We start from the raw sequence: 21,333 nt of genomic DNA on the forward strand, positions 1-21,333 counted from the left end.
AACCCGCGAGCGATGCGGAGCGGTCAAGGCGGATGGCGCGTCAGCCCTAGACGCTCCGGATGAATCTGGGCCCCGGCTTTCGCCGGGGAGAGCGGTGAAGAAATTCAGCCCGCCAGCGTCTCCAGGAACCGCACCGGCTCGCCGCGGCCTTCGGCGACGATCTCGTCGTCGCGCATGACCACGATCCCGCGCACGATGGTCGCCTTGGGCCAAGCCTTGGCCTCGAAGCCGTCGAACGGGGTCCAGCCCGAGCGGGTGGCCATCCAGTCGTGGGTGATCGTTCGCCGGGCCTTCATGTCGACGATGGTGAAGTCGGCGTCGAAACCCTCGGCGATGCGGCCCTTGTCGGCCAGGCCGAACACGCGGTTGACGCCATGGCTGGTCAGGTCGACGAAGCGCTCCAGGCTGAGCCGGCCGTCGACCACGTGGGTCAGCATGATCGGCACCAGGGTCTGGACGCCCGGCATGCCCGAGGGGGAGGCGGGATAGGGCCGGGCCTTCTCCTCGCGGGTGTGGGGCGCATGATCCGAGCCCAGCACGTCGGCGATGCCGGTCTCGACGCCCCGCCAGACCCCGGAGACATGATACGCATCGCGAATTGGAGGGTTCATCTGGGCGAAGCCCTTCAGCCGCTCATAGGCCTCCGGCGCGACCAGGGTCAGGTGCTGGGGCGTGACCTCGACGCTGGCGACGTCCTTGTTCTGGGCCAGGAAGTCGATCTCTTCCTTGGTCGTCACGTGCAGCACGTGGATGCGCTTGCCGAGGCTCTTGGCGATGCGGACCAGGCGGTGGGTCGACTGCAGGGCGGCCTGGGCGTCGCGCACCTCGGGGTGGCTAGTCCAGTCGCCGGGACGGGCCAGGGAGCGGCGCTCGGCCAGGCGGTACTCGTCCTCGGAGTGGAAAGCGGCGCGGCGGTTGACGTGGCGCAGCACGTTCTCGACGCCCTCATCGTCCTGCACCAGCAGGCTGCCGGTCGAGGCGCCCATGAACACCTTGATGCCGCAGCAACCCGGCAGGCGCTCCAGGTCGCCCAGGAAGGTCGCATTCTCGTGGGTGCCGCCGACATAGAAGGCGTGGTCGGTGTGCATGCGGTTCTTGGCGCGCGACAGCTTGTCGGCCAGGGCCTCGGGGTCGGTGGTGGTCGGCTCGGTGTTGGGCATCTCGAACACGGCGACCACGCCGCCCAGGGCCGCGCCGCGCGAGCCGCTCTCGAGGTCTTCCTTCCACTCCAGGCCCGGCTCGCGAAAGTGGACCTGGCTGTCGATCACCCCAGGCAGGACCGTCAGGCCCGAGGCGTCGAACACCTCGCCGGCGCTGGCTTGCGAGAGGTCGCCGATCGCGACGATCTTGCCCCCGCGCACGCCGATGTCGGTGAAGCCGCGCCCGGCGTGATTGACCACCTCGCCGCCACGCACGATCAGGTCGAAGGTCTGGGTCATGGGCGGCTCCTGGCTGGGTCTGGGGCGGTCTAGGAGCCCTGTTCGAGCCCCGCAACAATTATCCGCTCATCCCCGCGCAAGCGGGGACCCATGCGAAGCTGATCGGATCAACGCGGTGAGCGCGTCACGCTCAGCTTGGGTCCCCGCTTTCGCGCGGATGAGCGGTGGAGGGGGCGGCTTCTTCGAGTTCGCGTTCCTCGGCGAGAACGGCCTCGACCACATCTTCCTGCGGTGAAGGTTCCTCGGCCACGGCTATCGGCGCGACCACTGTCTCCGCCGCCGCCGGCGCCTCCTCGACGCCCACCGCCTCGTCGGCGATCGCTTCCTCGACCACCGCTTCCTGCGGCGAGGCGGCCGGCTCGGTGCGGGCCAGCAGCGCCTTGGCGGCCTTGACCACGGTGGCCACCGGCAGGTCGCTCATGTGGCGGATGGCCTGGGTCAGGTCGGGATCGACGGCCAGGAACTGGTCGAAGCTGCGCGGACCGCGCACCGCCTCGGCCTTGTCGCCCCAGGGGCCGTAGCGGCGCTCGTCCGAGGGCCCGAACAGGCCGATGGTCGGCGCACCGGCGGCGGCGGCGATGTGCATCAGGCCGGAGTCATTGCCGATGAACAGCCGCGCCCGCCGCAGGCAGGCATAGGCGGTCAGCAGATCCACCTTGCCGGTCAGGTCGATGGTTCGGCCACGCGCCGAGGCCATGCGCAGCTCCTCGACCATCCGGGTGTCCTCGGGACCGCCCAGGATCAGCAGGCGCCCGCCGGCCATCGGGCCGTCCTTGTCCAGCAGCTGGGCCGCCGTCTGGGTGAAGCGCTCGATCGGCCAGACCTTGCCGATCCAGTTCGAGGCCGGGCCCATGGCCAGGATCGGCCCGCCCTCCCCCAGCAGTTCGTCGGCCAGGGCCTGGACGTCGGGGGTGATGTAGAGATGCGGCGCGGGCGGGTCGCCCTCCAGCTTCAGAGTGCGGGCCGCGTCGATCACCTTGTGAACCACCTCGCCGGGCAGCTTCTTCCAGATCGCCCGCTTCTCGCGGCGCAGAAAGAGGGCCGTGGCCGAACCGCGCAGATCGACGACCAGGCTCCACTTCTTGTGGCGCACCTGGCGCCAGAGCTTGAACCAGTGGCCTTTGCCCTTGCCCTTCTCCATCACGATGACCCGGTCCAGACCGGGCACGTGGGCGAATAGCGGCGCGGCCAGCGGGCCGGCCACGATCGTGAAGCGGGCGTTGGGGATTTGGTCGGCCAGCATTTTGATCAGGCCGGACGACAGCACCGCGTCACCGATGCGCGTGGCCGTGATGAAGAGAATCGGGAAGGCCCGCTGTGTCATCGGTCCATCTATAGGCCGGTCGGTGAGTCGGCGCATCCCACGTTAACGGTTGAGCTTTCCGGTTTTCGGGGACTGGTGCGGACGGGGCTCCGGCGCCACATCAGAGGCATGAGCTCGCTTACCGTCGCCCACCTCGCCTCCCGCGCCGTCATCACCGTGTCCGGTCCCGATTGGCGCAGCTTCCTGCAGGGCCTGCTGACCCAGGACGTCGAGACGCTCGCGCCGGGCGAGCTGCGCTTCGCCGGCCTGCTGACCCCGCAGGGCAAGCTGCTCTACGACCTTTTCGTGGCGGGGACGCCAGAAGGAATGGGGGACGGCGCCCTGCTGGACGTGGCCGCCGAACACCGGCCCGCGATCCTGGCCCGCCTGATCATGTACCGGCTCCGCGCCAAGGCCGAGCTGCTGGCCAGCGACCTGCCGGTGTTCGCTGTGTTCGGCGGCGAGGTTTCGGGTGAGGGTCTCTACGCCGATCCGCGCCTGCCGGCGCTGGGCGCGCGGGCCTATGGCGAGCGCGCGGCGACCGCCGACGAAGAGGCCTACGAGGCTCACCGCCTGGCCCTGGGCGTCCCCGGTCCGGCCGACTGGGGCAGCGAGGCGACCTATCCGATCGAGGCCGACTTCGACCTGATGGCCGGGATCGACTTCAAGAAGGGCTGCTTCGTCGGCCAGGAGACCACCAGCCGCATGAAGCGGCGCGGGACGATCAAGAACCGCATGCTGCCGATCCGCTTCGACGGCGCGCCGCCGGCCTTCGGGACCGAGGTGCTGGCCGGGACCTTGCGGGCCGGCGAGGTGCTGAGCGGCCGCGACGGTAGGGCAATGGCCCTGCTGCGCCTGGATCGCATCGAGGGCGCGGCGCTGACCGCCGACGGCCGCCCGGTCGCCGTGGAGCATCCGGACTGGCTGCCGAGAAGCTGACGCGATGCCCCTATCCGGCCGCTTTACCGTCGAGACGCGGGGCGAGGGATCCGACGTGATCCTGATTCCCGGCCTATCCTGCTCGCGCGAGATCTGGGCGCCGACCGCCCGGGCGCTGGCTCGGCGCCATCGCGTCCATCTCATACAGGTCGCGGGCTTCGCCGGCGCGCCCGCGGCGGGCAATGCCGAGGGCGCGGTCTGCGCGGGCATGGCCGAGGCGCTGGCGGACTATATGGCGGCCGAGGGCCTGGAGGCGCCGGCGGTGATCGGCCATTCCATGGGCGGCACGATCGGCATGATGCTGGCCGCGCGTCGTCCCGATCGGGTTGGCCGGCTGATGGTGGTCGACATGGTTCCGAACTTCGCCGCCGCCGCCCTCGGCCGCGGCCAGGCGCCGGAAGCGATCGCCGAGAAGGCCGCCGAAATCCGCCGGTCGATCGAGAGCTTGCCGCTGGACCAGTTCGCCGCCCAGGAGGCGCGGACGATCGCCGACCGAGTGCTGACCGAGGCGGCCCGCCCGGTCCTCCTGGCCGATGACCTGGCCAGCGACCGCGCGGTCATTGGCCGTTCGATGGAGGAGCTGCTCGTCACCGACCTGACGCCGGAGCTGCCCAAGATCACCGCCCCGACCACGGTGCTGTGGGCTTGGAACAAGGCCAGCCCCGCCCCGGCCGCCGTGTTCGGCGGCTGGTACCAGGCGGCCTACGCGCCGCTGAAAGGCGCCAAGATCGTCCGGATCGACGATAGCGCCCACTTCATCATGGTGGATCAGCCGGCCAGGTTCCTGACCGAGGTCGAGACGTTCCTGGCCGGCTGAAGCCTCTCGCTAGGCGCTAGCGGCAGCTGCCGTAGCGGTCAGGAGACGCGCCCGGGCCGCCGCGCCAGCCGGGGGGATTTTCCCAGTTGGTGCCAGGACCGCCGCGCGGACCGGGCGGGTTGTTGTCGTTGTCGAACCAGCACTTGGCGCGCGGATTCCACCAGCCATAGCGCGGGTGGTAGTAGCCGTAGTCACGGTTGAAGTAGTAGCCGTTCTTGTAGCGGAACTCGACGCGCTGACCGTGCCAGCGGTAGTAGCGGCGATCCGGGGAGGCGCCGGGACCGCCGCGCCAGCCCGGCGGGTTTTCCCAGTTAGTCCCGGGTCCGCCGCGCGGGCCGGGCGGATTGTCGTCGCGGTCGTGATGGCGTTGGGCCAGGACGGGCGTGGCGGTCACCGCCGCCGTCGCCAGGGCGAGCATGGCCAAGGTCTTGAGGCGCTTCATCGGCGTCTCCTCTGATGGTTCGGTCCCTCGGCTCTTTGAACGCACGAGTCCGCGAATCCGGTCGCGACGCGACGCATGTTCCTGAAAAGTTCTAGCCAGCCGTCGATCTTCTGCTAGCTTCGCCGCATGACTGAAATCACCCGCTGCACCTGGAAAGGCATGAACGGCGACCCGTTCTACGAGGCCTATCACGACACCGAATGGGGGGTTCCCGAATGGGATTCCCGCGCCCTTTGGGAGAAGCTGGTCCTGGACGGTTTCCAGGCCGGGCTGTCGTGGATCACCATCCTGCGCAAGCGCGAGGCCTTCCGCGCCGCCTTCGCCGATTTCGACCCGGAAAAGGTCGCCCGCTTCGGCGAGACCGACCGCGTCCGGCTGATGGCCGACGCCGGCATCATCCGCTCGAACGGCAAGATCGACGCGGCCATCTCGGGCGCGCGGATCTATCTGGACATGCGGGAGCGTGGCGAGGACTTCGGCGCGTTCCTGTGGGACATGGTCGGCGGCGCGCCGATCCAGAACCACTGGCGCGCCGGCGAGGTCCCCGCCCAGACCCCGCTGGCGGTCGAGATGGCCAAGGCCCTGAAGGCCAAGGGCTTCAAGTTCTGCGGCCCGGTGATCGTCTACGCCTTCATGCAGGCCACGGGCCTGGTCAACGACCACCTGACGACCTGCTTCCGCCATGAGGAGTGCAAGGCGATGGCCAAGCGGGTCTAGGGCGTTCCTCGATGGCGAAGGACGATCACGTCAAGGTCATTCTCCGGCGGACGCCCGAGTCGGCCGTCATGGTAGCGAACGTCAAACGGGCGATGGCGATCACCGCCGCGCTGAACCGTCTGACCTACGACGACATGGACCGGATCCGGGTCGTGTTCAGCGATCTGATTGGCCAGGCTCTGGACGACGGCTTCGCGCTGATCCCACCCTTCCACACCGAGAGCGGGGTCCATATCCGAGTCGGGCGCAACGTGTTCGTGAACCAGAACTGCACCTTCTACGACCTGGGTGGGCTCGACATCGGCGACGACGTGATGATCGGGCCGAACGTCAGCCTGATCACCTCCGGCCACCCGCTCGCGCCGTCGCGGCGGCGGGACGGCGTGGTCGCCAAACCCATCGTGATCGAGCGGAACGTCTGGATCGCGGCCGGCGCGACGGTCATCGGCGGCGTGACGATCGGCGAGAATTCCGTCGTCGCGGCGGGCTCGGTCGTCACCAGGGACGTGCCGCCGAATACGCTGGTCGGCGGCAATCCGGCGCGGGTCATCCGCTCGATCGAAGAGTGAGGCCGGCCGCGCGGGCGGCTCGAAGGACTCAAAGTGGCGGATGTCAGCTTGGGGTGGGAAGCTGACGCTTTGAGCGTCGCCGACGGGTGGCCAGCGGAGGGGCGCCTTGACCCGGATCAACCGCCTCTCCCGCGGCGCTTCGAAGCGCATGCGAGCCCGCGGCTTTCCGACAAAGCCGTGCTGAACGAAGGCCGGAAGCGAATGGTGGGGCCTGGCCCTTGAGGCCACGTGATGAAGGGGGCTTGAGCGTTGAAGGAGCGCCGCAAGGCGCTCCTTCCGGTCGATCGCCCTAGTCGACCTTGTCGACCGCCAGATAGGCGAGCGTCTGGTTGAGAAGCATGTAGGCGATCTCGCCGAAGGTGACGGGACCGACGAAGTCGCCAGTCCGCTGGCCCTCCAGGTTGGCGTATTCGTAGTTCAGGATGCAGTTGCAGGAGAAGATGGTGCTCTTCTCGGCCTTCTCGCCGGTTTGTCGCGCGAACTCGCCGACATAGTCGGCCACCGGTTCGGCGAAGCGATAGGTCACCCCTTTGAAGACCGGGGCATAGAAACCGACGCGCCCTGTCTCGTGATCGACCGATTGGATCGAGACATTGATCATCGCGCCGTTGAAATCCGCCACGAGGGGCAATTTGGTGTCGATCTCGTGGGTGGCGATATAGGCGGCGAGATTGGCGGGCTGTCCGTCGATCTGGCAATCGCCGCTGGTTTCGAAACCTTCGGCATCGAAGGCGATGGTCGCGCCCGAGCCGGGCTTGAATAGATTGACGATGTCCAGATGCGCCAGGAAACCGGTCGGCAGGGTCACATGCATGACCACGGCCTCTTCTCCGCGCGCCAGGCCATTGCCCGCGAAGACCTTGGGCGCGCGCGCGCCGATCTCGGACAGGTGGACGCCGGCGACCCAGCCGATCAGCGGGGAATTGAAGACCCCTTCGTAGTTCTGGACGTTGCGTGCGAACCCAGTCTGGATCTCGCTCAGACCCGGCAGCAGAATCACCGAGAAGCCGTTTTCGGAATAGTCGGCGCCCAGGCTTGGCAGCGAGGCTTTGTCATAGACTCTGATGTCCACGGAGGCCGCGTGGTCGGTGATGTCGGTCGCCAGGATGTGGGTCTGGTTGGCGACCCCGCCCACAGCGGTGATGAAGTTCGCGGAAGTGCCGCCGATCCAGCTCCCCTCGGGCAGGTTCGCAAGCAGGGTTTCGTCGCCGGCCAGCAGCAGGACACGTCCCGCTTCGATCAGCCGCGCGGCTTCGGTGGAGGTCACCAGCATGGTGTTGGACATGATCGTGTCTCCTGTCGTTAGCGGCAGATCAGGGCAAGATCGGCTTGGGCGATCTTGAGGTTCTTTTCGAAGAAGGCGTAGATCTCATCGGAGCATCGCCCGACATTGGCCGGCGAGGGATCCGCGCCTGTCTCCCTGAGCACGCGGGTCATCATGATCTTCATCGCCAGGGTGTTCCACGGGCGATTTATGCGCCCCGTCGCAACATCTCGCCAACGGGGGTCGTTCCTGGCGGGGAGAGGCAGGTCGCCGCTCATCGCATCCTCCTTTTGTCTTGACCTAGCCGCGGCATTGTCGGGCCTTGGCAGCCCTTCCGTTGCTTTGTTATTGGAAGAATTCAGGAATAGGTATAACGGATAGCTAATATTGCGCGCGACTGTAAGTCGCATAAAATAATGATCAAGTATTGATCTAGATCAATACTATCGCGAACGTTGTGCGCCCGAGGCAATTCCGGTTGGCCGCCGGACATCGGATTCCGGTGCGCCTCAAGGCCCGCCGCAGCTAAGGCGACGCTGGCGAAGGCCGCTCCACCAGCGTTCGCCGCCCCCTCCCCCAGAGAGGGCATGGATCCCTCCCCAAAGGCTGGCGCTTCCGACATCTGCTCAGGGTGGGTAGCGGCCAGCGCCGCAGGCCCCACCTGACCACGCTTTGCGTGGTCGTCCGCCCCAGAGGGGGCGGAAGGCGCACGCCCTCCTTCTTCCCCCTCCCGGGGAGGAGCGCGCAGCGCGGTAGGGGCAAGTAGCGTCCGGTAAGGCCCGAAAGCCGACCTTGGTGGGGATGGAAGGCTTCTTCCCGGTCGGGAAGCGCAGGCGACATTTCGGCGGCGCTCCGATCGGCGAGGCAGTAACCCCTCACCTTCCCATCGCTTCACGCCGAGCCCCTCCTTCTCCCTATGAAGAGGGATTCAGATCCCTACTTTCCCGCGCTCTCGATCGCCGCGTCGATCTCGGCCAGGCTGTGGTAGCCCGGCTCCATCTTGCGGCCGTTGATCTCGAAGGTCGGGGTGGCGTCGATGCCGTGAGCCTTGGCGTTGTTCTCGACGCGCTTGTTCAGCGCCGTGATCGCGGCCTCGTCGCTGACGCACTTGTTGAACTGCTCGTCGCTCATTCCGACCGACTTGGCGATGTCCGACAGCGTCTCGCGCGGCGAGTAGAACACCCCCGGCTGGCTGGCGAAGATCGCGTCGTTGACGGCGAAGTACTTGTCCTTGCCAGCGCAGCGCGCCACCAGGAAGCCGGCCGAGGCGACCGTCACCTCTTCCTGCCCGCCGACCAGCATCTCGCGGAACACGTAGTGGACCTTGCCGGTGTCGACGTACTTGGCCTTGAAGGCCGGGAAGACTTCCTTCTGCCACTTGGCGCAGATCGGGCAGCCGACCGAGGCGTATTCGACCACGGTGACCTTGGCGTCCTTGGCGCCCAGGTCCATGTCGTCGGGCAGCGCCTCGAAGGTCTTCGACTTGCCGCACGCGGCCAGGCTGAGCGCCATCATCGCCGCGATCGCGAGCTTGAAACCGTGCATCGATCAACTTCCTCCGACCAGAACCGCCACCATAAGGGGCGTCGGCCGAGTCGCAAGCGGGGCTAGTCGATCTTGGCCTCGGCGACCGCGCAGGCCCAGCGGTCCCAGGCGCCGTCCGCCAGACCCAGATTGATGGCCGCGAAGATCAGCCTGCCGCCGGCCGGAACAGTCTCGTGGACCACGGTGGTGACAGTCCCGGCCGGCGTCCCACTTTTCGACATCCGGCAGGTCAGCCGCGGCTCGCGGATCGGCAGGCCCGAGGTGTTGATCGCCGCGCCGGTCAGCAGCACCGCGCCGGCCTTGTTCCGGTCGGCCTTCACCCGAAACAGCGTCAGATACCGCTCGGGATGGGCCCGGACCAGGGCGGGATCCGGCGGGGCGGCGCGCGGGGCGGGCGCGACGGCCTTTGGCGCTGGCGGCGGCTCATCCTCCGGCCGCGTCACCGCCACCAGAACCGCGCCGCCGACGAACACCAGCACGAACACCATCAGCGCCCGGGCTGGCGTGCCGACGACCGGCCACTGCCGGCTGGGCTTGAACACGAAGAAGAACGCCCCGGCCGAGGCCAGCAGCCACAGCAGCGGCGCGACATTGGTCATCAAGCGCATCGGACGTTCCCCAGCGCGCGCATCTAGAGGACTCGACCGCCGTTGGCCAAGCCTTTAGGGCAGCTGCTGGCTGACTCGCACCCAGTCGACCTCCATGGTCGCCGGCAAGGCGGCCTCGTCGATGCCCTTGGCGTTGGCGCCCTCGGGCCAACGGCCGCCGAAGGCCAGGTTGAGGATCAGGTGGAAGGGCTGGTCGAACGGCGCGGGGCCGATGTCGCGATCGTCGCGCTTCCAGTCGGCGGCCGCGGCCCGCGCATATCGCCGGCCGTCGACGGACCAGGTGATCGCGTCCGGCGTCCACTCGACCGCATAGACATGAAAGCCGTCGGGCGAGGTTGGCATCGGCGTGGCCTTGCCGTACTGGCGGTGCGCGCCGCTGGCGTCGCCGGCGAAGTGGATGGTGCCGAAGATCCGGTTCTCGCGGCCCCCCGCGCAGGTCTCGCCCTCGGCCGGACAAGGCGCGCCCAGATTGATGGTCTCCAGGATGTCGATCTCGCCGGACCTGGGCCAGCCGCCGTAGGCGCCGGTCTCCGGCATCATCCAGATCGCCGGCCAGACGCCCTGGCCGCCCGGAACCTTGGCCCGCGCCTCGATGCGGCCATAGCACCAGCTGGCCTTGCCCTGGGTCAGGATCTTGCCCGAGGCGTAGTCGCCGGTCCTCATCGGTCCGGTGGGGCCGGCCCAGGGGTTGGCCAGGCCGGTGGTCTTGCGCTTGATCGCCGTCAGCTTCAGGACGCCGCCGCCGACCGCGACGGTCTCGGGGCTGACGACATAGCACTGCCGCTCGTCATTGCCGCCGCCGCCGCAGTCGGCCGCATAGGTCCACTTGCTCTCGTCCAGCCGGTCGCCATCGAACTCGTCGGACCAGACCAGCTTCCAGTCGCCGGGTTCGGCGGCGTGGCCGGGGACGGCGCCCAGCAGGGCGAAGGCGAGGGCGGAGAACGCGGCACGAAGGGTCATCGCCAGACCCTATGTCGGGCGGAGCGACATTCCCATCCTTCGCGAACCGGCCTAAACACCCGTGCATGCCGTCCGGACCCGACATGATGCTGGAGCTGGCCTGTGGACCGGGACCGGTCTGCGGGGTGGACGAGGCTGGGCGCGGTCCCTGGGCCGGGCCGGTCAGCGCCGGGGCGGTGATCCTGGACCCCGACCGTGTCCCCAAGGGCCTCAACGATTCCAAGAAGCTGACCGCCAAGGCCCGCGCGGCCCTGGAGGAAGAGATCAAGGCCGTCGCCATCTCGTGGTCGGTCGGCATGGCCTCGATCGAGGAAATCGCCGAGCTCAACATCCTGCACGCCGCCGGCTTGGCCATGTGTCGGGCGATCGAGGGCCTGTCGGTGACGCCAGCCATCGCCCTGGTCGACGGCAACTATCGCTTCAAGCTGCCTTGCCCGATCAAGACGGTGGTCAAGGGCGACAGCCTGTCGTGCTCGATCGCCGCCGCCTCGATCCTGGCCAAGGAAGCCCGCGACCGGATCATGGTCGAGATGGACGCGGTCTATCCCGGCTACGGCTTCGCCGGCCACAAGGGCTATCACGCGCGCGTCCACGTCGAAGGCCTGATCAAGCTGGGCCCCTCGCCGATCCACCGCCTGGGCTGGGCGCCGGTCAAGGCGGCGCTGGCGGGGGAGCTCACTATGGCGTCCATAGAAGAGCTCTTGGACTGACCCAGTCCTACACTCCGTCGCCCATCAACGGCACCCCGGTAGCGGATTCCAACTTCATCAAGTCAACAAGCATTGAAGCGCGATAAGGGTCGACCTCGGCTTCCTCGATCCACTCTTCAACGCCCAAGCACACGCGCTCGACGAGATAAGCCGGCGTTACGAACAGCGTCCCGCCATGGCGCAGAAATGACGCCGCAGTTGGCGGCTCAAAGAAGCGAATGTCGTGCGAAAGATTCGGGTCGCTACCAAGCGTTTGACCCGAATGTAGAAACGCACACCGCAAGTCCCACGCTTCCAAGCCGGACAGGTGCGTTTCTGGAGACATTTTCGGCCCAAGTGGCGGAGGGAAATCCACGTCGAACGTACTTTGTCCTCGAGGCAAGAACGGCAGCGAGAACCATCGCTTCAGCCGGTCGTCCCACCAAGCGATGAAACGTTCCGACGACGGAAGATCCGGGTAGTCAATCGAGCCGCAAATGTCAGGAAGAATAAGCGCCAGCGCTATAGCGCCGTGCCATCCCTCAGCCTTTGCGACCAAACGGGCCGATGAGATGAAGCTCCGCAAACTATCGCCAGCTGCCACACTACCCCCTTAACCTTCCGCTAACCACGTCTCCACACCTGGCGTTTACCAGCGAGACTCATGATTCCGTTCTCTTTCTTAGGGACGCGGGACATGAAGTTCGGGCCGGAAACCATCATCCTGGGCGACTGCATCGAGCAGATGAACGCCCTGCCGGAGAAGTCGGTCGACCTGATCTTCGCGGATCCGCCGTACAATCTGCAGCTGGGCGGCGACCTGCTGCGTCCCGACAATTCCAAGGTCGACGCGGTCGACGACCACTGGGACCAGTTCGAGAGCTTCGCCGCCTACGACAAATTCACCCGCGAATGGCTGAAGGCCGCCCGCCGCGTGCTGAAGGACGACGGCGCGATCTGGGTGATCGGCAGCTACCACAACATCTTCCGCGTCGGCGTGGCCGTGCAGGACCTGGGCTTCTGGATCCTGAACGACATCGTCTGGCGCAAGTCCAACCCGATGCCCAACTTCAAGGGCACCCGCTTCGCCAACGCCCACGAGACCCTGATCTGGGCCTCCAAGAGCCAGAACGCCAAGCGCTACACCTTCAACTACGACGCCCTGAAGATGGCCAATGACGAGGTGCAGATGCGCTCGGACTGGACTATCCCGCTGTGCACCGGCGAGGAGCGCATCAAGGGGGCCGACGGCGCCAAGGCCCACCCGACCCAGAAGCCGGAAGCCCTGCTCTATCGGGTGATCCTGTCGACGACCAAGCCGGGCGACGTGATCCTGGATCCGTTCTTCGGCGTTGGCACGACCGGCGCGGCCGCCAAGCGCCTGGGCCGCAAGTTCATCGGCATCGAGCGCGAGGCCGAATATCTGGAACACGCCAAGGCCCGCATCGCCAAGGTCACGCCGATCGCGCCGGAAGACCTGGACGTGATGGGCAGCAAGCGCGCCGAGCCGCGCGTGCCGTTCGGCACGATCGTCGAGTCCGGCCTGCTGAGCCCCGGCGACACCCTCTACTGCGCCAAGGGCAATCACGCCGCCAAGGTCCGTCCGGACGGCTCGATCACGGTCGGCGACCTGTCGGGCTCGATCCACAAGATCGGCGCCCTGGTGCAGTCGGCCCCGGCCTGCAACGGCTGGACCTACTGGCACTTCAAGACCGACGCCGGCCTGGCGCCGATCGACGTGCTGCGCGCCCAGGTCCGGGCGGGGATGAACTAGGGTCCGTACTCAATTGGGGCTTTGAGATCTTCCACGGATCTCAAACCCATAAATCCGTGTCATCCCGGAAGCCTCGCAGAGGCTGTCCGGGAACCAGGGGCCAGGCGCAATGCGGCGGTCCTGGGTCCCGGCTCTACGGCCCGCTACGCGGTCCTCCGGCCGGGATGACACGAAGAATTGGCTGCTTATCGAGTCCCGCACCCTAAACTCCGCCGGCCTTCCAGAACGTCGTCAGCTTGGCGGCGTCGCCGTTGAACTTGTCGCGGTCGCACGCGCCGATGCCCGGGACCTCGTGCGGCCCCGGCCCGATCGCGCCGTCGGTATATTGCCAGAAGGTCCACTTGGCCCAGGCCGGCGGCACGACCGGAGTCGGGCCGTACTGCGCCAGCCAGAACCAGCACTGACCCAGCACCGGATCCTTCTGGGCGTGGAGCAGCTCCTTGACGTAGTGGCCCGAATAGAGCCCCGGCCACCGGCCCGTCACGGCGCGGACGTGGGTGACGAAGGCGCGGGCCTCTTCCAGGGTCATGCTGGGGCCGGTCGGATTGCCCTCGAGGTCCAAGACCAGCAGCATCGAGGCGTGGTCGGGACCGACCGTCTTCAAAAAGTGCTCGGCCTGCTTCACGCCATCGCTGCCCGTTCCGAAATGATAGGCGCCCCACAGCAGGCCAGCGGCCTCGGCCTTGGGCCGGCGCGGAGCGTAGGTGGGATCGACGCCGGACTGGCCCTGGGTGGCCTTGTGGATGACGCCCTGCAGGCCGTCGGCCGCGGCCTTGGCGAAGTCCGGCTTGGTGTTGTGATGCGAAAGATCGATGACGGTGTTCGTGATCGTAGCGGCCATGGGGCGCTCCCTCGTGTGAAAGGTACGCACGCGCGACGTCTCCGGGCGCGAACTGTCGGCCCCCGCCGCGAAGTCAAGCTTGCCAGCAAATCTCTGAGTTGTACTAGGGAAATATTCTCGATATCAGAGCAGACGGTCGGCCGTCCGCGCCGCCTTCAGGAACACGCTGGGCAGGGCCGAAAGGCCCTCGCGCGGCGTCCAGACGAATTCGCCATCCAGCGCCTCGGCCGTGAACACCCGCAAGGTCAGGGAAAAGTGCGTGAAGACGTGCTCGATCGCCCCCAGCTCGCGCCAGGCGGCGGCGACCGGGGCGGCGGCCAGCGCCTCGGCGTCCGTGAACGGAGCGGCGCGCCAGTCGCTGGTCGGCAAGCCCAGCATCCCGCCCAGCAGACCTTTCGGCGGCCGGCGGACCAGGGCGACCTCGTCTCGCCGCGTCAGGACATAGGCCACGCCGTGACGACGCGGCCGGTCGGCTTTCCGGGTCTTGCGCGGATAGGTTTCGGGCGCGCCGGTCGCGTAGGCCGCGCACCAGGCCGATATCGGGCAGCGGTCGCACAGCGGCGCCTTGGGCTTGCAGACCGTGGCCCCCAGATCCATCAGCGCCTGGGCCCAGTCGCCGGGACGCGCGTCGGTGACGAGCTCGCCGGCCAGGGCCTTCAGTTCCGGCTTGGCGTCGGGTAACGGCGTCTCGACGGCGAACAAGCGCGCCATCACCCGCTCGACATTGCCGTCGACGACATTGGCGGCCCGGTCGAAGGCGATCGCCGCGACGGCGGCGGCGGTATAGGCCCCGACGCCCGGCAAGGCGCGCAGGCCCGCCTCGGTGTCCGGAAACACCCCGCCATGCTGGGCCGCCACGGCGCGGGCGCAGGCCAGCAGGTTGCGGGCCCGGGCGTAATAGCCGAGCCCCGCCCAGGCGGCCATCAGCGCGCCATCCTCGACGGCAGCCAGGTCCGAAACGGTCGGCCAGCGCTGGGTGAAGCTCAGGAAATACGGCGTGGCGTGCGGCACGGTGGTCTGCTGCAGCATCACCTCCGACAGCCAGACACGATAGGGATCGGACCGGACCCCGGCCCGACGATCGGCCGGTCCCACGCGCCAGGCCAGGTCGCGGGCCTGGCGGTCGTACCAGGCGAGCAGGGCCGAGCGGATCGCTTCCCGATCACGAAGAGGGCGGTCTTTCATGCTCCTCGCCTACCGCGAACCCGGCCCCCCGTGCTAGCCTTCGCGCATGGCCCGCCGCCCCCTGCCCTCGCCGGAAGAAGCCCTCGCGATCCTGCGCAGCAAGCGCACGAAGCCGCAGCGCCGCCCGCCGCCGCCCGCCGGTAAGAGCCTGGCGCCGCTGCTGAAGGACCTTGAGGCCCGCTTCGGCCAAGGTCCAGCGGCCCTGCAAAGCCGCTGGCGCGAGATCGTCGGCGACACACTCGCGCGTCGGACGGAGCCGGTCCGCATCATCAAAGGCCGCAACGGCGAAGGCGGCGCGCTGGAACTACGCGTCGACGGGCCGGTGGCCTCGCTGATCCAGCACCAGGCCCCGCAGATCACGGCGCGCCTCGACATGCTGCTGGGCAAGGGCGTCGTCACCCGGCTGCGTATCGTCCAGGGGCCGGTCAAGGCCGCCGCTGCGCACGCTCCCCAGCGCCCGCGCCGCAAGCCGCCGCTGGACGCGGCCTTGGAAAAGCAGCTGGCCGACAGCCTGGCCGAGCAACCGGAGGGCGGGTTGAAACAAGCCCTGCTTAAGCTGGGCCGCGGCGTGCTGAACGCCGAGCGCTAGGGCCTGCTACGGCATTGACAACCGGCTCGCGCTCAAGCTCTTGAGCCCGTCTTGGTTGCGCCTTTTTCGCTCCCTAACGAGAATCGGGCTTAACTTCTCAATCGACCGCCGAAGGGCCATTTCATGCGTTCGCTGATCACCCGCGTCACCCTCGTCGCCGCCCTGGCCGCCAGTCTCGCCGCCTGCGGTCCCAAGGGGGCCAAGGTCACCGCCGAGGACATGACGATGGGCAATCCGAACGCCAAGGTCACGGTGATCGAATACGCCTCCGTCGCCTGCCCGCACTGCGCCAAGTGGAACGAGGAAGTCTTCCCGGCCTTCAAGGCCAAGTACATCGACACCGGCAAGGTCAACTACGTCTCGCGCGAGGCGCTGACCGGCGAGCCGCGCCTGGCCAACGCCGGCGCCATGCTGGCCCGCTGCGCCGGCAAGGATAAGTACTTCCAGGTGACCGACGCCATCTATCACGCCCAGGCCAGCATCTTCCAAACCGGCGACATCCGCGGCGAGCTGCTGACCATCGCCCAGGCGGCCGGCATGAGCGAAGAGCAGTTCAACGCCTGCCTGACCGACGAAAAGGCCGCCAAGTCGGCCGAGCGCATCCAGAAGCTGATGGAAGCCGACAAGATCCAGGGCACCCCCACCTTCATCGTCAACGGCAAGAAGGTCGGCAACGAAGAGGGCGGCGAGCGCACCCTGGCCGAGCTGGACGCCGCCATCGCGGAAGCGTCGAAGTAATGGCCATCGACCGGCGCGCGCTGATCGTTTCAGGTTTAGCCGCAGCGGCGAGCCCGGCGATCGCGCGCGCCAAGCCGCTGCCGCCGGTCCCCGGCGAAATGCTGCTGGGTTCGCCCAAGGCGCCGGTCCAGCTGGTGGTCTACGCCTCGGCCAGCTGCCCGCACTGCGCCCACTGGTGGACGACGGTCCAGCCGCAGATCCGCAAGGCCTTCATCGACACCGGCAAGGTGCGGCTGGTGTTCCGCGAATTCCTGACCCCGCCCCAGGAGTTCGCCGCGGCCGCCTTCATCCTGGCGCGCCGGATCCCGGGCAAGTATTTCGACGTGCTGACCACGATCTTCCAGAAGCAGGAAGCCATCTATCAGAGCGATCAGCTGTTCGAGGGCCTCGAGGCGATCGGCAAGCAGTACGGCCTGACCGAGGCCCAGTTCAAGGCGGCCCTCAGCGATCCCGCCGCCCTGAAGGCGGTCAACGATCGCTTCTTCAAGGCCATGAACGAGGACAATATCGAGTCCACCCCGACGTTCTTCGTCAACGGCGCGCCGATCGAGGGCGACACCGACTTCGCCAGCCTGTCCAAGGCCTTCGCCACCGCGGCGAAGGGCTAAGGACCCGGGCGGGACCGCGTCCGTGCAGTTCCAGCGCCTGCGCCTTTCGGGCTTCAAGTCCTTCGTCGAGCCGACCGAGTTCCGGATCGAGCCCGGGCTGACGGGCATCGTCGGCCCCAATGGCTGCGGCAAGTCCAACCTGCTGGAAGCCCTGCGCTGGGTGATGGGCGCCAACTCCGCCAAGGCCATGCGCGCTGGCGGCATGGACGACGTGATCTTCGCTGGCAGCGGCGCGCGGCCGCCGCGCAACCACGCCGACGTCGCCCTGACCATCGACAACGCCGACCGCACCGCACCGGCCCAGTTCAACGACGACCCGGTGCTGGAGGTGGTGCGCCGCATCGATCGCGGGTCCGGCTCGACCTACAAGATCAACGGCCGCGAGGTGCGGGCCCGCGACGTTCAGCTGCTCTTCGCCGACGCCTCGACCGGGGCCAACTCGCCGGCCCTGGTCCGCCAGGGCCAGATCAGCGAGCTGATCGGCGCCAAGCCGCAGAACCGCCGCCGCATCCTGGAAGAGGCCGCCGGGGTCTCGGGCCTGCACACCCGCCGCCACGAGGCCGAGCTGCGGCTGCGGGCCGCCGAGAGCAATCTCGCCCGGCTGGAAGACGTGGCCCGCGAGCTGGAAACGGCTCTGAACCGCCTGCGCCGGGAAGCGCGCCAGGCCGAGAAGTACAAGCGCCTGTCGTCGGAAATCCGCGCCGTGCAGGGGGCCGTGCTTTACGCCCGCTGGACCGAGGCCCGCGACACCCTGGAGCGCACCCAGCGGGACGCCACCGAGGCCGCGCGCGCGGTCGAGGAGACCGCCCGCGCCAGCGCCGCCGCCCAGGTGGCGATCACCGACGCCGAGACCGCCATGCCGCCGTTGCGCGAGGAGGCGACCATCGCCCAGGCGATCCTGGGCCAGTTGGCGATCCAGAAGGACCGCGCAGAGCGCGAGGCCGAGGCCGCCGCCGCCGAGTTCGCGCGCCTCGCGGCCGACCTGGCCCGCATCGACGACGACCAGGCCCGCGAGAGCCAGGCCAAGGACGACGCCGCCCTCGCCCTGGCCCGCATCGACGCCGAACTCGAAGAGGTCCGCGCCCTGGTCGCGGCCGCGCCGGAACGCGGGCCCGAGTTGGCCGCCGCCGCCAAGGCCGCCGAGGACGCCCGCGCCGCCGCCGAAACCGCCGTCGAGCAACTGGCCGCCCGCGTCGCGGCCGAGGAGGCCCAGGGCCGCGCCGCCGCCACGCGCCTGGCCGAGGCCGAGGCGCGCGCCAACCGCACCAACCGCGCCCTCGACCAGGCCAGGACCGAGCGCGCCGCCGTCGGTCCCGAGGTCGACCCGGCCGCCGCCGAGGCCCGCCAGCGCTTCGCCAATGCCGAGGCCGCCCTGGCCGCCGCCCGCGCGGCGCTGGAAGAGGCCGAGACCGAACGGGTCAAGGCCGCCGAGCAGGAGGCTCAGGCCCGCCAGCTGGCCCGCAATGTCGAGGACCAGCTGGGACGCCTGCGCACCGAGGCTCGAGGCCTGGCCCAGCTGACCGCGCCGCGCTCCAAGAGCGGCCACGCCCCGGCGCTGGACAGCGTCGCGCCGGACAAGGGCTATGGCGCGGCCCTGGCCGCCGCCTTGGGCGACGACCTCGACGCCGCGCTCGACGCCAGGGCGCCGTCCTACTGGGGCGGGGCCGAGGCGCCGACGCCGACCTGGCCCGAGGGCGCCGCGCCGCTGGCCCCGCTGGTCAAGGCCCCGCCGGCCCTGGCGGCGCGCCTCTCGCACGTGGCTGTGGTGGCCCGCGCAGACGGCGACCGGCTGCAGGCGGCGCTGAAGCCGGGCATGCGCCTGGTGTCCAAGGAAGGCGACCTGTGGCGCTGGGACGGCTTCGTGGCCCGCGCCGACGCGCCCAAACCCGCCGCCGTGCGGCTGGAGCAGCGCACCCGCCTCTCGGAGGTCGAGGCCGAGATCGACGTCATGGCGCCGCGCGCCGAGGCCACCGCCGCCGTCCTGAAGGCCGCCGCCGACCGGATGCGCTCGGTCGAGGACCTGCTGCGCGACAAGCGGCGCGGCCCGCCCGACGCCGAGCGCCTGCTGAACGGGGCCCGCGAGGCCGTCGCCAAGTTCGAGCGCGAGCAGGCGCTGCGGGCCGCGCGCGCCCAGTCGCTGGACGACACCATCGCCCGCTTCGAGACCGAGAAGGTCGAGGCCGACGCGGCGCTGAGCGAGGCCCGCGCCGCGCACGCCGCGACCCAGACCTCGGGCGACCTGCAGCCGAAACTGGCGGAGGCGCGGCAGGCTTCGGCCCAGGCCCGCGAGGCCGCCAGCGCCGCTCGCACCGCCCTCGACGTCGAGACCCGCGAACGGGCCGGCCGCCAGCGCCGCCTGGAAAGCCTGGAGCGCGACCGCGCGGACTGGGCCAAGCGGGCCGAAACCGCCGCCAAGCGCACGGACTCGCTGGAAGGCGATCGCGTCAAGGCCGCCGCCGCCCTGGAGGCCGCCCGCGAGGCGCCGGCCGTGCTGAAGGACCGGCTGCTGGTGCTGCTCGACGAGTTCGCCGCCGCCGAGGCCCGCCGCGCCAAGGCCAGCGACGCTCTGGAGACGGCCGAGACCACCCGCCTCACCGCCGACCGCGCGGCCCGCGCCGCCGAGCAGGCGGCCGGCGAGGCCCGCGAGAAGCGCGCGGCCCTGGTCGCCCACCTGGACGGCGCTCGCCAGCGCTTCGCCGAGGTCGCGTCGGCCATCCGCGAACAGGCCCGCATGGAGCCCGAGGAGCTGGGCCGCCACGTGGCCGGCGAGGCGGTGGCCGTGCCGAAGGACGCCGCCGGGGTCGAGGCCCACCTGTTCGCTCTCGAACGAGAGCGAGATGCGATCGGCCCGGTGAACCTGCGGGCCGACGAGGAAGCCCAGGAATATGCCGGCCGCCTGGAGACCATGCGCACCGAACGCGCCGACCTGTCCGGCGCGGTGACGAAGCTGCGCGCGGGCATCGAGGAGCTGAACGCCGAGGGCCGCGAGCGCCTGCTGGCCGCGTTCGACGTGATCAACGCCAACTTCCAGACTCTCTTCCAGGCCCTGTTCGGCGGCGGCCAGGCCGAGCTGAAGCTGATCGAGAGCGACGATCCGCTCGAGGCGGGCTTGGAGATCTTCGCCTGCCCGCCCGGCAAGCGTATGGCCAGCATGAGCCTGATGAGCGGCGGCGAGCAGGCCTTGACCGCCAGCGCCTTGATCTTCGGCGTCTTCCTGGCCAATCCGGCCCCGATCTGCGTGCTGGACGAAGTCGACGCGCCGCTCGACGACGCCAATGTCGACCGCTACTGCAACATGCTGGACGAGATGCGCCGGCGCACCCAGACCCGCTTCATCGCCATCACCCACAACCCCGTGACCATGAGCCGGATGGACCGCCTGTTCGGCGTGACCATGGCCGAGCGCGGGGTCAGCCAGCTGGTCAGCGTCGACCTGAGCACGGCCGAGAAGCTGGTCGCGGCTTAGAACCCCACCGCCTGGCGGATGGGATTGGCCGGGTCGGCCAGCAGCTTCACGGCCATGGCGCACGAGATCACCACCAGCAGCGGCCGGATCAGCTTGGGCCCGAAGCGCATCGCCAGCCTCGACCCGACCTGCGCCCCGAGGAACGCGCCGGCCGCCATGGCCAGGCCGACCGGCCAGACGACCGCGCCCTTCAGGATGAACAGAAACAGGCTGCCGACATTGCTGGCGGCGTTGGCCAGCTTGGTGTGGGCCGTGGCCTTAAGCACGCCGTAGCCCAGCAGGGTGACGATCGCGACCATGTAGAAGGCCCCGGCGCCGGGGCCGAAGATGCCGTCGTAGAAGCCGATCAGCGGCGCGACGAAACAGGCGAACGGGATCAGCGCCATGCGCGGCGCGACGTCCTCGGCCTTGAGGGCGCGCGAGAGGCCGAAATAGAGGGCGATGGCGATCAGCAGCAGGGGCACGACGGCCCGCAGCACCTGCGGCGACAGCAGGCTGACGCAGAGCGCGCCGCACAGGCCGGCGATCGCGGCCCCCCCGGCGACCGGCAGGGCGGTCTTCCAGTCGATCAGGCCGCGCCGGGCGAAGGCGCTGGTCGAGGAGATGGCGCTGATCGCGCCCTGCAGCTTGTTGGTGCCCAGCGCCTGGACCGGCGGCAGCCCGGCCAGCAGCAAGGCGGGCACGGTCACCAGACCGCCGCCGCCGGCGATGGCGTCGAGCGCGCCCGCGAGGGCGGCGACCACGAACAGGGTGGCGATGACGTCGAGATGAACCTGGCCCATGAGCGGCTCATGATCCGGTTCGATGCGACGCGCAAAGAAAAAGGGGCCCCGAAGGACC

General features: G+C 69.0%; 22 protein-coding genes and 1 pseudogene. 11 read left to right on the forward strand and 12 right to left on the reverse strand.

The features are described from left to right. Positions 1–104: 104 nt before the first annotated feature. Positions 105–1,439, reverse strand: coding sequence for a dihydroorotase (locus ABIC66_RS01690; protein ID WP_354067592.1), 1,335 nt, complete (start codon positions 1,437–1,439; stop codon positions 105–107). A gap of 130 nt (positions 1,440–1,569) precedes the next feature. Next, positions 1,570–2,763, reverse strand: coding sequence for a glycosyltransferase family 9 protein (locus ABIC66_RS01695; protein WP_354067594.1), 1,194 nt, complete (start codon positions 2,761–2,763; stop codon positions 1,570–1,572). Between the two features lie 108 nt (positions 2,764–2,871). On the opposite strand from ABIC66_RS01695, the gene ygfZ reads away from it, so the two are divergent. Continuing rightward, positions 2,872–3,681, forward strand: coding sequence for a CAF17-like 4Fe-4S cluster assembly/insertion protein YgfZ (gene ygfZ / locus ABIC66_RS01700; protein ID WP_354067595.1), 810 nt, complete (start codon positions 2,872–2,874; stop codon positions 3,679–3,681). 4 nt (positions 3,682–3,685) lie between these two features. Beyond that, entirely contained in the window at positions 3,686–4,498 is an 813-nt protein-coding gene (locus ABIC66_RS01705; RefSeq protein WP_354067596.1) for an alpha/beta fold hydrolase, read from the forward strand. Positions 4,499–4,514: 16 nt separating this feature from the next. Here ABIC66_RS01705 and ABIC66_RS01710 read toward each other — a convergent pair whose 3' ends face one another. Beyond that, positions 4,515–4,940, reverse strand: a complete 426-nt coding sequence (locus tag ABIC66_RS01710; RefSeq protein WP_354067598.1) for a hypothetical protein — start codon at positions 4,938–4,940, stop codon at positions 4,515–4,517. A 126-nt stretch (positions 4,941–5,066) separates the two neighbouring features. On the opposite strand from ABIC66_RS01710, the gene ABIC66_RS01715 reads away from it, so the two are divergent. Together ABIC66_RS01715 and ABIC66_RS01720 are read left to right on the forward strand one after the other, a co-directional pair. After that, a complete protein-coding gene (locus ABIC66_RS01715; RefSeq protein ID WP_354067600.1) occupies positions 5,067–5,657 on the forward strand; it encodes a DNA-3-methyladenine glycosylase I in 591 nt (196 codons plus the stop codon). An 11-nt stretch (positions 5,658–5,668) separates the two neighbouring features. Then, on the forward strand, positions 5,669–6,226 hold the full coding sequence (locus ABIC66_RS01720; protein ID WP_354067602.1) for a sugar O-acetyltransferase: 558 nt from the start codon (positions 5,669–5,671) through the stop codon (positions 6,224–6,226). A 289-nt stretch (positions 6,227–6,515) separates the two neighbouring features. Here ABIC66_RS01720 and ABIC66_RS01725 read toward each other — a convergent pair whose 3' ends face one another. Further along, positions 6,516–7,511, reverse strand: coding sequence for a DUF6976 family protein (locus ABIC66_RS01725; RefSeq protein ID WP_354067604.1), 996 nt, complete (start codon positions 7,509–7,511; stop codon positions 6,516–6,518). A 17-nt stretch (positions 7,512–7,528) separates the two neighbouring features. Further along, positions 7,529–7,768, reverse strand: a complete 240-nt coding sequence (locus tag ABIC66_RS01730) for a hypothetical protein (RefSeq protein ID WP_354067605.1) — start codon at positions 7,766–7,768, stop codon at positions 7,529–7,531. Positions 7,769–8,177: 409 nt separating this feature from the next. On the opposite strand from ABIC66_RS01730, the pseudogene ABIC66_RS01735 reads away from it, so the two are divergent. Further along, positions 8,178–8,246: pseudogene (locus ABIC66_RS01735) on the forward strand (hypothetical protein); the annotation flags it as partial. Between the two features lie 180 nt (positions 8,247–8,426). On the opposite strand, the gene ABIC66_RS01740 reads toward ABIC66_RS01735, so the two are convergent. The 3 genes from ABIC66_RS01740 to ABIC66_RS01750 all read right to left on the reverse strand — a co-directional run bounded on the left by ABIC66_RS01740 (position 8,427) and on the right by ABIC66_RS01750 (position 10,603). After that, positions 8,427–9,035, reverse strand: coding sequence for a DsbA family protein (locus tag ABIC66_RS01740; protein WP_354067607.1), 609 nt, complete (start codon positions 9,033–9,035; stop codon positions 8,427–8,429). A 62-nt stretch (positions 9,036–9,097) separates the two neighbouring features. After that, positions 9,098–9,643 carry a hypothetical protein gene (locus ABIC66_RS01745; protein WP_354067608.1) on the reverse strand — a complete coding sequence of 182 codons (546 nt, stop codon included), beginning with the start codon at positions 9,641–9,643 and terminating at the stop codon, positions 9,098–9,100. Positions 9,644–9,697: 54 nt separating this feature from the next. Next, positions 9,698–10,603, reverse strand: coding sequence for a glycoside hydrolase family 16 protein (locus ABIC66_RS01750; RefSeq protein ID WP_354067609.1), 906 nt, complete (start codon positions 10,601–10,603; stop codon positions 9,698–9,700). Positions 10,604–10,668: 65 nt separating this feature from the next. Here ABIC66_RS01750 and rnhB point away from each other — a divergent pair, with 65 nt between their 5' ends. Next, entirely contained in the window at positions 10,669–11,313 is a 645-nt protein-coding gene (gene rnhB, locus ABIC66_RS01755) for a ribonuclease HII (protein ID WP_354067611.1), read from the forward strand. Positions 11,314–11,320: 7 nt separating this feature from the next. Here the strand turns inward: rnhB and ABIC66_RS01760 are convergent, their stop codons facing one another. Further along, positions 11,321–11,878 carry a hypothetical protein gene (locus ABIC66_RS01760; RefSeq protein WP_354067612.1) on the reverse strand — a complete coding sequence of 186 codons (558 nt, stop codon included), beginning with the start codon at positions 11,876–11,878 and terminating at the stop codon, positions 11,321–11,323. 111 nt (positions 11,879–11,989) lie between these two features. On the opposite strand from ABIC66_RS01760, the gene ABIC66_RS01765 reads away from it, so the two are divergent. After that, positions 11,990–13,066: a site-specific DNA-methyltransferase gene (locus ABIC66_RS01765; RefSeq protein WP_354067614.1), complete on the forward strand. Its 1,077-nt coding sequence runs from the start codon at positions 11,990–11,992 to the stop codon at positions 13,064–13,066. A gap of 202 nt (positions 13,067–13,268) precedes the next feature. Here the strand turns inward: ABIC66_RS01765 and ABIC66_RS01770 are convergent, their stop codons facing one another. Both ABIC66_RS01770 and mutY read right to left on the reverse strand, forming a co-directional pair. Then, a complete protein-coding gene (locus ABIC66_RS01770; RefSeq protein ID WP_354067615.1) occupies positions 13,269–13,907 on the reverse strand; it encodes a glycoside hydrolase family 25 protein in 639 nt (212 codons plus the stop codon). A gap of 123 nt (positions 13,908–14,030) precedes the next feature. Continuing rightward, on the reverse strand, positions 14,031–15,092 hold the full coding sequence (gene mutY, locus ABIC66_RS01775; RefSeq protein WP_354067617.1) for an A/G-specific adenine glycosylase: 1,062 nt from the start codon (positions 15,090–15,092) through the stop codon (positions 14,031–14,033). 46 nt (positions 15,093–15,138) lie between these two features. On the opposite strand from mutY, the gene ABIC66_RS01780 reads away from it, so the two are divergent. From ABIC66_RS01780 to smc, 4 genes are all read left to right on the forward strand, one after another. Continuing rightward, positions 15,139–15,681: a DUF721 domain-containing protein gene (locus tag ABIC66_RS01780; protein ID WP_354067618.1), complete on the forward strand. Its 543-nt coding sequence runs from the start codon at positions 15,139–15,141 to the stop codon at positions 15,679–15,681. Between the two features lie 123 nt (positions 15,682–15,804). Then, positions 15,805–16,419 (forward strand): DsbA family protein, encoded by a 615-nt coding sequence (locus ABIC66_RS01785; RefSeq protein ID WP_354067619.1) that lies wholly within the window; start codon positions 15,805–15,807, stop codon positions 16,417–16,419. Next, positions 16,419–17,027 (forward strand): thioredoxin domain-containing protein, encoded by a 609-nt coding sequence (locus ABIC66_RS01790; protein WP_354067621.1) that lies wholly within the window; start codon positions 16,419–16,421, stop codon positions 17,025–17,027. Before ABIC66_RS01785 ends, ABIC66_RS01790 begins: the two co-directional genes overlap by 1 nt. Before the next feature lie 22 nt (positions 17,028–17,049). Further along, the gene (gene smc / locus ABIC66_RS01795) at positions 17,050–20,493 is read left to right on the forward strand and encodes a chromosome segregation protein SMC (RefSeq protein WP_354067623.1); all 3,444 of its coding nucleotides are present in this window, start codon (positions 17,050–17,052) and stop codon (positions 20,491–20,493) included. Here smc and ABIC66_RS01800 read toward each other — a convergent pair. Continuing rightward, complete coding sequence (locus tag ABIC66_RS01800; protein WP_354067624.1) at positions 20,490–21,275, reverse strand: TSUP family transporter; 786 nt, start codon at positions 21,273–21,275, stop codon at positions 20,490–20,492. The two genes, smc and ABIC66_RS01800, sit on opposite strands and share 4 nt — an antisense overlap. Positions 21,276–21,333: the final 58 nt, after the last annotated feature.

Source organism: Caulobacter sp. 1776, from assembly GCF_040545685.1.
Classification (GTDB): domain Bacteria; phylum Pseudomonadota; class Alphaproteobacteria; order Caulobacterales; family Caulobacteraceae; genus Caulobacter.